Annotated in this window: 7 protein-coding genes and 1 pseudogene; 3 read left to right on the top strand and 5 right to left on the bottom strand. The window is 66.3% G+C overall.

Features of this window, described 5'->3' with window-relative positions:
* Window positions 1-193: 193 nt before the first annotated feature.
* From AC56KL_RS23025 to ubiE, 5 genes are all read right to left on the bottom strand, one after another.
* On the bottom strand, window positions 194-808 hold the full coding sequence (locus tag AC56KL_RS23025) for a methyltransferase (RefSeq protein WP_497182508.1): 615 nt from the start codon (window positions 806-808) through the stop codon (window positions 194-196).
* A complete protein-coding gene (gene ubiB, locus AC56KL_RS23020) occupies window positions 798-2,381 on the bottom strand; it encodes a ubiquinone biosynthesis regulatory protein kinase UbiB (RefSeq protein ID WP_497182507.1) in 1,584 nt (527 codons plus the stop codon). The genes AC56KL_RS23025 and ubiB overlap by 11 nt, the downstream gene beginning before the upstream one ends.
* The gene (locus tag AC56KL_RS23015) at window positions 2,381-3,025 is read right to left on the bottom strand and encodes a ubiquinone biosynthesis accessory factor UbiJ (RefSeq protein ID WP_497182506.1); all 645 of its coding nucleotides are present in this window, start codon (window positions 3,023-3,025) and stop codon (window positions 2,381-2,383) included. The genes ubiB and AC56KL_RS23015 overlap by 1 nt, the downstream gene beginning before the upstream one ends.
* Before the next feature lie 113 nt (window positions 3,026-3,138).
* Window positions 3,139-4,146 (bottom strand): Tim44 domain-containing protein, encoded by a 1,008-nt coding sequence (locus AC56KL_RS23010; RefSeq protein WP_497182505.1) that lies wholly within the window; start codon window positions 4,144-4,146, stop codon window positions 3,139-3,141.
* 28 nt (window positions 4,147-4,174) lie between these two features.
* Window positions 4,175-4,909 (bottom strand): bifunctional demethylmenaquinone methyltransferase/2-methoxy-6-polyprenyl-1,4-benzoquinol methylase UbiE, encoded by a 735-nt coding sequence (ubiE, locus tag AC56KL_RS23005; protein ID WP_497182504.1) that lies wholly within the window; start codon window positions 4,907-4,909, stop codon window positions 4,175-4,177.
* Window positions 4,910-5,061: 152 nt separating this feature from the next.
* Here ubiE and AC56KL_RS23000 point away from each other — a divergent pair, with 152 nt between their 5' ends.
* The 3 genes and pseudogenes from AC56KL_RS23000 to AC56KL_RS22990 form a co-directional block, all read left to right on the top strand.
* On the top strand, window positions 5,062-7,287 hold the full coding sequence (locus AC56KL_RS23000) for an ATP-binding protein (RefSeq protein WP_497182503.1): 2,226 nt from the start codon (window positions 5,062-5,064) through the stop codon (window positions 7,285-7,287).
* 231 nt (window positions 7,288-7,518) lie between these two features.
* A complete protein-coding gene (locus tag AC56KL_RS22995) occupies window positions 7,519-8,853 on the top strand; it encodes a sigma-54 dependent transcriptional regulator (protein ID WP_497182502.1) in 1,335 nt (444 codons plus the stop codon).
* A 343-nt stretch (window positions 8,854-9,196) separates the two neighbouring features.
* Window positions 9,197-10,237, top strand: a pseudogene (locus AC56KL_RS22990) (hypothetical protein); the annotation flags it as partial.

The raw sequence follows: 10,237 nt of genomic DNA, 5'->3' as shown, positions 1-10,237 counted from the left end.
CGGTAACCCATCGAGCCTTCAAGATACCGTTGCACGACAATCAGCTTGAAGGCAGGTGTGTACTTCCCCATAAAACCCCAGAAAGTTAGTGTCCAACTTTCTGGGGTCAGTTCACTCCGCCGACCGCGCGTTCAGCTACCGGAAGCTGTGTAGCGGTGCCTGCGATCGTTGAACGCGCGATCGGCAGAGCCGATCACCCTACACGGCGCTGCCAGACCATCCAGCGTTCCTTGCCCGCGAAGATGGGAACCGAGTCGCTCACCGCCGCATCCTCCACGCAGTCGAAGCTCGGCGCCAGCAATGCCTCCAGCCCCGCCCGTTCGATCCCGAAAGGCGGACCTTTGACCGTCTGGTCAAAAAAGAAGAAGCCGCCCAGGCGGCCTCCCGGCGGCAGGAGCTCGGCCCAGCGCGCCGCCACCCGGGGACGCATGGCGGGCGGCAGCGCGCACAGGAAGGCGCACTCGTAGATGAAGTCGAGCGTGCGCGGCGGCTGCCAGGCGAAGAAATCCGCTTGCACCACCCGCTCGCCCCACTGCCCCGCCTGCGCCCTGGCGCGCAGCACGGCTTCCGGCGCGAAGTCGATCGCCCAGGCATCCCAGCTGGCCTGGCACAGGTGCACCAGCTCATGGGCGCTGCCGCAGCCGGGGACCAGGGTCGCCAGCGGCCTCGGGCTGCGCGCGACGAAATCGCGCAGCGCCTGCGGCACCCCGCCGCGGTCCCAGGGCGTAAAGAAGTTGGCGAAGCGCTCGTCCCAGAACTGCGGGCTGAGCGGATCGCGGCTGGCGAAGCTGGGCGGATCAGCCGCCATGCATCATGCCGTAGCCGGCGGCGAGGCCGCCCGCCAGGACCACCACGGCGGCCAGGAAGGCCAGCAGGCGGTTGGTGCGGCGCTGCTCCAGCAGCACCATGGCCAGCAGGTCGGTCTGCGCTACCGGGCGGCCGTGATGGGTGCCGGTGACGCTGGACTGGGCCTGGCGCTCCAGGGTCTGGTGCAGCAGGCGCGGCAGTTGCGGGAAGATGTGGGCGTAGCGCGGCGCTTCCGCGCGCAGGCGCTCGGCCAGGCCCTGCCAGCCGACCTGCTCGGACATCCAGCGCTCCAGGTGCGGCCTGGCGGTCTTCCACAGGTCGAGTTCCGGATCGAGCTGGCGGCCCAGGCCTTCGATGTTGAGCAGGGTCTTCTGCAGCAGCACCAGCTGCGGCTGCACCTCGACGTTGAAGCGGCGCGAGGTCTGGAACAGGCGCAGCAGGATCTGGCCGAAGGAGATGTCCTTCAGCGGACGGTCGAAGATCGGTTCGCAGCAGGCGCGCACGGCCGATTCGAGCTCGTCGACGCGGGTGTCGCGCGGCGCCCAGCCCGATTCGATGTGGGCCTCGGCCACGCGCTTGTAGTCGCGGCGGAAGAAGGCCAGGAAGTTCTGCGACAGGTAATCCTTGTCGAAGTCGTTCAGGGTGCCGACGATGCCGAAGTCGAGCGCGATGTAGCGTCCGAAGGTTTCCTTCTCCACCGAAACCAGGATGTTCCCCGGGTGCATATCGGCATGGAAGAAGCCGTCACGGAAGACCTGGGTGAAGAAGATCTCGACACCGTCGCTCGACAGCTTCTTCAGGTCCACGCCCTCGGCCGCCAGGCGCTCGATCTGCGACACCGGAATGCCGTGCATGCGTTCCATCACGATCACGCTGCTGGAGCAATAATCCCAGTGCATTTCCGGCACCATCAGCAGGTTCGAGTCGGCGAAGTTGCGGCGCAGCTGGCTGGCGTTGGCGGCTTCGCGCATCAGGTCGAGTTCGTCGTGCAGGTACTTGTCGAACTCGGCGACTACCTCGCGCGGCTTCAGGCGCCGGCTCTCGGCCCACACACGCTCGATCAGGGCGGCCGCCATGTCCATCAGCGCCAGGTCTTCGTCGATGGTTTTCTTCATGCCCGGACGCAGCACCTTGACCGCCACTTCAGTCCCGTTCTTGAGCGTGGCGAAGTGCACCTGGGCGATCGAGGCCGAGGCCACCGGGGTCCGCTCGAAGCTGGCGAACAGTTGGTCCGGGTGGGCGCCGAGCGCCTCGGTGATCTGGGCCACGGCCAGGTCGGAATCGAAAGGCGGAACCCGGTCCTGCAGCAGCGACAGCTCATCGGCAATATCTTGCGGCATCAGGTCGCGCCGGGTGGAGAGCACCTGGCCGAACTTGATGAAGATCGGCCCCAGCTCCTCGAGCGCCTGGCGCAGGCGGATCGCGCGCGGCGAGGTGATGCGGCGCCAGAAGAACACGGTGCTCATGAAGCGCGCGGTCCGGGGAGCGTGCAGGCTCGTGACCGCGATTTCGTCGAGACCGTACCTGGTCGCGACGGCAAGGATTTTCAGCAGGCGCAGGAATTTCAATATCATCAGTTATCCGGACTCAAGATCACACCCGTCGTGGCCGGGGCAGCGCTGTGCGCCAGGCGCTGTTCCAGCCGGGCGATGCGCTTGGCGATGCGCTCGACGTCGTCGCGCAGACGCACCACGTCGGCGGCGAGGGCGTTCACCGCGCCAGGGCGCACCAGCACCGGGCGCTCTTCCAGCAGGAATTCGGCCGCGTTCTCGGCCAGCCGACGGCCGGCGCCCAATACGCCCCTGCCTGCTCCGCGTGCGCCTTCCACCAGATGCCGCGCGCCGAGCGGGCCCACGAGCCGCTCGAGGTCGTACTCGGCATCCCAGCGCAGGTCCTGCGACAGGGTCGACAGGGTATTGGCGAATTCGGCGTCGCCTTCGATCTTCACGTAGGAAAAGGCGCGATCGCGGTTCTGGGCGATCAGCGGCAGGTCGGCCAGCTTGACGCGGATGGTCACGTTGGCCGGGCCTTCGCCGGTACCGGCCTCCAGCATGCCGTCGCGCGCCACGCGCACGCGCAGCTCCAGCTGCCCCATATCGATACAGGCTTCCTTGCCGGCATGACGGACGAGCGCATCCCGCGCCCAGGGCTCCTGGGCCAGCAAGTGGTTGATCGTGGCAACGGCTGGCATCGCCAGCATGGCGGAACTCGGGAACATGGCAGCAAGGGTGAATGAAAAACCTAAAAAAAACCGCCCGGTGATAGCGGGCGGTTCGATCTTACCAGTTTGCCGGGCACAAACCCGGCAGCACGAAGTTCAACTGGAAAATATTATGCCATCTGCTGGATGCCGGCGAGCACCCAGCCGCCCTGGCCGGACAAGGGCTTGGACATGTTCCAGACTTCCACGAAAGGCTCGGCCGGCGCATTCGGCGCGGTGCGGATCATGCCGTTGAACTGCACGCTGGCCAGGTAGTCCGTGGCGGTGGTCTCGATGCCCAGCAGCTGGCCGTCGATTGTCACCACGTCGGTGAAGTCGGCGGCGCCATTGCGCTCCTGAATCTGCATCTTGAGCTCGGCAAACACTTCGGGCGAGGTGAACTCGCGCAGGTCGTTGGTGTCGCCTCGGTCCCAGGCAGCCTGCATGCGGATGAACGAGGCTTTCGCGTGGCGCAGGAAGGCGTCCTGGTCGAAGTCGCCCGGCACGCCCCACTGGTTGTGCATGGCAGGAGCGCTTGCACCGGGTTTGCCGAGCGACACGCCGCCAGACTGGCCGAACTGCGTGCCCGCCCCTTGGCCCTGGAACGCCGTCGGCTGGCGCAGGCCGGAACCGATTTCCGGGGTCGCGACCGAACCGGCAGCCGGATTCGGCGAGGAGCCGGCCGGCACCGGGTTGGTGTAGCCGCCGCCGAAGGCCGGGTTGGCCGGGGTGTCCTTGCGGCGGAACATGCGCACGATGAACAGCACGGCCAGCGCCAGCAGGCCGATCATGAGGATCGCCGAGATCGCGCTGGCGAGCGCGCCGCCGATGCCGAAGTGCGACAGCAGCGCGCCCAGGCCGAGGCCCAGCAGTGCGCCGCCGAGGATGCCCTTCCACATGCTCGGACGCTTGGCCTGCGCGGCAGCGGCCGCACCGGCTGCGCCGGCGGCCGGCACGGCGGCAGGCGCACGCTGCTGCTGGAAGCCCGGCGCCGGGGCGGGAGCAGGCGCCTGCATCTGCTTGACGGCCTGCGACTGGCGCCCGATCGAGCGCTTGCCGCCCATCGGGCGCGCGGTCGCTTCCGCGATCATCGAGACCGCGGTGATCGCCAATACCATCGTTGCCACGAATTTTTTCATCTCAGCTTCCTCTTTATACGAAATGCGCCTACAGCTTGATACCGGTGTGCAATGCGGCCACGCCCGCCGTCAGGTTGTGATACTGGACCCGCTCCAGCCCTGCATCGAGCATCATGGACTTCAGGGTTTCCTGGTCCGGATGCATGCGGATCGATTCGGCCAGGTAGCGATAGCTTTCGGCATCGCCGGCGATCTTCTGGCCCAGCCATGGCAGCACCGAGAACGAATACAGGTCGTACGGCTTTTGCAGCGGCTCGACGACTTTCGAGAACTCCAGCACCAGCAACTTGCCGCCCGGCTTCAACACGCGGCGCATTTCCGCCAGCGCCTGGTCCTTGTGCGTCATGTTGCGCAGGCCGAAGGCCACGCTGACACGGTCGAAATAATTGTCCGGGAACGGCAATTTTTCTGCGTTACACAGCAAGGTGGGGGTCACCAGGCCCTTATTCAATAGCCTGTCCCGGCCCACGCGCAGCATCGACTCGTTGATGTCCGTCAGCCAGACTTCGCCGGTACGGCCGGCCTGCTTCGCAAAGGCCTTGGCCAGGTCGCCGGTGCCGCCGGCGATGTCGAGCACCTTGAAGCCGGGACGCACGCCCGCCTGCGCGATGGTGAACAGCTTCCAGGCGCGGTGCAGGCCGGCCGACATCAGGTCGTTCATGACGTCGTATTTCGATGCGACGGAATGGAAGACCTTGGCGACTTCCTGGACCTTCTGGTCCTCGGCGACGGTCTTGTAGCCGAAGTGGGTGGTATTGGTCATATGTGCGGGCGGGTTGGGGTTGCCACATTATACAAGCTGGCCGGGCGCCGCCGCGCCGCACGGCCATGGCGCACACGCACAAATGAAGCTTTCAAGAAAAACAAGTTGGCCTTGTATAATCGTCAGCTTGCCCAGTTCGGTGCTGCAGCGCCATGCGTATTCGTACCCGCCTCCTGATCCTGATGCTGTCGATCCTGGTGCCGTCCTTCATCGCGGCGGCGCTGGCGGTGTCCTACGTGTATCGCGAGGAGCAGAAGTCGCAGGCGCAAAGCGTGGCCGAGGCCACGCGCGCCTTCGCGCTGCTGGTCGACAACGAACTGCACGGCCGCGCCGCCGTCCTGCGCACGCTGGCGGGCTCACCCACCCTGTACTCCGGCAAGCTGCAGGGCTTCTACGATTATGCCCGGCGCATCTCCCCGGGCGCCGACACCGTTATCGTCCTGAGCGACCTGGACGGCCGCCAGCTGGTCAACACGCGCCAGCCCTACGGCGCGGCACTGCCGGTACGGCGGGTCGCGACCATTGCCGAACTGATGCAGCGCTCCGGGGGCGGCGACGGGCTGCTGGTATCCGACCTGTTCATGGCGCCGGTCGGGAAGCGCCTCGACTATGCGATCCAGGTGCCCGTAAAGCTCGACGGCGAACTGCGCTACTACCTGTCGATGGGCGTCAACGTCAGCGCCCTGCAGGAGCTGCTGGAGCGCCAGCATTTCCGCAAGGAGTGGATCGCGACCATCGTCGACCGCCGCGGCGTGGTGCTGGCGCGCTCGCGCAAGCCGGAACAGTTCGTCGGCAAGCCGGTGCGCGCCTATAGCCGCGATCTCATCAACGCGTCAGCCGAAGGGGTATACGGCAGCCGCACGCTGGAGGGCATCGACGTGCGCGCCTTCTTCAGCACCGTGCCTTCGTCCGAATGGAAGGTATTGGTCAGCATCCCCGTCAGCGAGATCCGGCGTGTGCCGCTGGAGGCCGCCGCCATGCTGGCCGCGCTGATGGCGGCCCTGCTGGCAGCGGGCGTGGCGGCCGCGCGCTGGCTGGCGCAACGCGCCATCGACCCGATCGAATACCTCGGCCGCAGCGCGGATACGCTCGGCCAGGGCAAGGAGCTCGACTACGAGCCGCAGGGAATCGTCGAGATCGACAACCTTGCGCTGCGCATGGCCGAGGCCGGACGCCAGATCCACCATGCCCAGCAGGAACTCGAGCAGCGCGTGGCCGAGGCCGTTGCCGCCACCGAGCGGGTGCAAAGCGCGCTGCTGAAGTCCCAGAAGCTGGAAGCGCTGGGACGCCTCACCGGCGGCATCGCGCACGAATTCAACAACCTGTTGCAGACTCTCAGCACGGCGCTGCAGCTTGCCGAAATCAGCAACCGGGACGACAAGGTGCGCGAGCTGATCCATACCTGCAAGAAGACCCTGCAGCGCGCCGCCGCCCTCACCGGCCAGCTCGGCTCGTTCGGGCGGATCCAGGAAGCGCGCCAGCAGACGGTCGACGCCTGCCTGCAGCTGCGCAGCGCACGGCAGCTGATGAGCGGTGCGCTGCGCGAGGACATCGAACTGCAGATCGAATGCGACGAGCCGGCCTGGGCGGTGACAGTGGAGCCGCTGCAGTTCGACCTGGCCTTGCTGAACCTGGCGGTGAATGCGCGCGACGCCATGCCGGCCGGCGGTGTGCTGCGCATCGAGGCGCGCAACCTGTCCTTCGATGGCGCGCGGGCGCGGCCGCCGGGCGCGCTGGCGCCGGGCGATTATGTGCGCGTGAGCGTGAGCGACACCGGCGCCGGCATGGCGCCGGAGGTGCTGGCGCGCGCGCTCGACCCCTTCTATACCACCAAGAGCCAGGGCCAGGGCACCGGCCTCGGCCTTCCGCAAGCCTATGCCTTCGCCGTGCAGTCGCAAGGCCTGCTGCACATCGACAGCGTCCCCGGCAAGGGCACCCGGGTGGATATCTACCTGCCCCGCGCACACGCTGCGCTCGCCGCGCCGCCCACGGCAGGGCCTGCGGAGGCGCCGCTGCCGCGCGCCCGCGGCAGCGTGCTGTTCGTCGAAGATGACGTGCTGGTGCGCGAGGCGGTCTCGCGCGCCCTCGAAGAAGCCGGTTTCGAGGTGCTGGCCGCGCACGACGGCGAACAGGCGGTCGCCCTGCTCGACGGCGGCGCGCAGCCGGCCGTGGTGTTCTCCGACATCGTCATGCCGGGCACGGTGAGCGGCATCGACCTGGCCGCCGTGGTGCGCCAGCGCTACCCTGCCCTGCCGATCGTGCTGGCCACCGGCTACACCGACCGCCAGATCGCCATCCCCGGCGTGCAGGTGCTCGCCAAGCCCTATGCCATCGAACGCCTGGTGACCCTGCTGGCCAGTGTCGCTGCGACAAGCTGATGTTTGAGGTAAATATTGTAAGGCATTGATTCCTGTAGGAATTTTTTCGAGGCATATTACCAACTCAACAATATTCGTGCGCCAAAAAGCAGGCGTTTCTGGTTAAATGAACGTACACGGTGTCGGACGAATCCGACCTGTACTGCCCCGCGTTTTTATGACAAAACGCGCGGCGCCCGGCCGACTCCGTCGCCTGCATGACCAGGAATAACGAATAAGAACGAGGTTAATGTGTCGGTAAAACGACTCTTATGCATCAGCAACGAGGGGAACGCGGGCGTGCATGCCGCCTGCGGGCAGCTGCAGGGCTGGGATGTGTGTACGGTGGACAGCATCGCCGCCGCACGCAAGGTCCTGGCGCAGCAGCATTATCCCGTCGGGCTGCTGCTCGATTCCGACGGCAGCCTCGAACACGACGATACCGAGCGCTTTCTTCAGCAACACCATCACATCCGCTGGATCGGCGTGTTCGGTCCCGACCTGCTGCACCGTCCGCAGCTGCGCCAGGCCATTGCCACCCATCTGTTCGACTTCCACACCCGTCCGATCGACCGCGTGCGCCTGCACCATTCGCTCGGCCATGCGCACGGCATGGCGATGCTGGCCAGGTCCACGCCGCCGCACCAGCGTGCGTCCGGCACGCGCCGCATCGACGGCCAGTCGGCGGCAATCCAGCGCCTGCGCGCCCACATCGACAAGATCGCCGCGGTCGATGCGCCGGTGCTGATCTCGGGCGAGAGCGGCACCGGCAAGGAACTGGCGGCGCAGGAAATCCATGCCCAGTCGCCGCGCGCGAGCGGTCCTTTCATCGCGATCAATTGCGCGGCCATTCCGCCCTCGCTGATCCACTCCGAACTGTTCGGCTACGAACGCGGCGCCTTCACCGGCGCGGCCAAGGAGAAGCAGGGCCTGATCGAGGCCGCTTCCGGCGGCAGCATCTTCCTGGACGAGATCGGCGACCTGCCGCTCGACCTGCAGGCCAGCCTGCTGCGCTTCCTGCAGGAACGCACCATCTACCGCGTCGGCGGCACCCGCACGGTTGCCGTCGATGCCCGTGTGATCGCCGCGACCCACGTCGACCTGCCGAAGGCGGTGGCCGAGGGACGCTTCCGCGAAGACCTGTATTACCGCCTGAGCGTGTTTCCGATCCGCGTGCCGCCGCTACGCGAACGCAAGGACGACCTGCCGCTGCTCACCGAGATCATCTTCAACAAGTATGCCGACGAAAAAAGCCCGCAGCTCAAGGGCATCAGCAAGCAGGCCCTGCGCGCCATGGCCCAGCATGCCTGGCCGGGCAATATCCGCGAACTGATCAACCGCATGCGGCGCGCCATGGTACTGGCCGAGAACCGCCTGATCATGCCGGAAGACCTCGAGCTGGCGCCGCCCGAAGAGGGCATTATCCTGCGCGATGGCCTGAACAACTCGCGCGGCAGCGCCGAACGCATCGCCATCTCGAACACCCTGGCCCGATGCGGCAACAACATCAGCCAGGCCGCACGCGACCTCGGTGTCTCGCGCATGACGCTGTACCGCCTGATGGCCAAGCATTCCATCGCGCTGTAACCCTCTCCGCAACACCCTTTCCCCTTCATTATTTCCTACACACTGAGTGCAATGGCGCGCTTGCGTCTGCCTTATTACGCCCCTGCTCGTGTTACAGGTTGATACAGTCCCGTGACATTCGCGTTACAACTGTCACAGGATTGCGACAGTTTCAATTGAACTTATTGAATGCCCTCATCAATTCAGTCCTACAAGCTTTCCTCCCGTAAAAAAAGTCATTTTTATCAAGGACTTGCGCAAGAAAAGCGCCCTGGCACGCAAACTGCTTATAGAGGGATGGACCGGTGCTCACCAGACGCCGGGCATTTCAACTTTTTCAGTGACACACAAAGGGGAGTTTCAGATGAAGCGCACTATCCTGGCGACCGCAATCGCTCTGTCTTTCGGCGTGGCCCACGCACAAAATTCCAACACTGTCGACCGCGTCCGCGGCGATAACACCCAGACCACCAACGTGGACCGTTCCAACCGCAGCACCGACAACAGCGACCGTTCGGACAACAGCGTCCGCACCAACACCAGCACGGACAGCAGCGACCGCTCGGATAACAGCACCCGCACCAACACCTCGACGGACAGCAGCAACCGTTCGACCACGAACACGTCGACCGACAGCAGCAACCGTTCGGACAACAGCGACCGTTCCACCACCAACACCGACAGCAGCAACCGTTCGGACAACAGCGACCGCTCGACCACCAACACCGATAGCAGCAACCGCTCGGACAACAGCGATCGTTCGACCACCACCACCAACACCGACAACAGCGACCGCTCGGACAACAGCAACCGTTCGCGTGACTCGTCGGGCCAGAACCGCAGCTCGGGCGGCTCGACCGCATCGGCAGCCGGCGCTGTCGCCGCCAACAACGGCGCGACCGCCAGCTCGAGCGTCGACAACTCGTACAACACCTCGACCGCCAGCTCGACCAGCAACCTGACCGGCAACGTCTCCGGCAACACCATCAGCAACGTCGGCAACCAGGCTGCCAACGGCGGCAACGCCAACGGCGCAGCCGGCAGCGGTGCAGCAGGTGGTGCAGCCACCGGCGGCATGGCAACCGGCGCTAGCGGCGCAGCTGGCGGTGACGCCGGTGCAGCCAGCGGCGCAGCCGGCGGCGCAGGCGCCTCGGGCGTGAGCGGCACCGCTTCGAGCGGCGCAGCCTCGATCGGCAACGCCACCGGCGGCGCCGGCGGCATGGGCGGCAACACCGGCAACGCAGCCAGCGGCGCAGGCGGCGCAGGCGCAGCCGGCGGCATGGGCGGCGCAGGCGCAGCCGGCGGCATGGGCGGCGCAGGCGCAGGCGGCAACACCGGCGGCGCAGGCGCAGCAGGCGGTTCGGGCGGCTTCGGCGGCGGTTCCAGCTCGACCGGCGGCGCAGGC

The sequence above is a fragment of the Telluria sp. ZB4P34 genome (genome assembly GCF_059686055.1).
The sequence above is the reverse complement of the archived record's forward strand: the minus strand, read 5'-3'. Positions and strand labels throughout refer to the sequence as shown.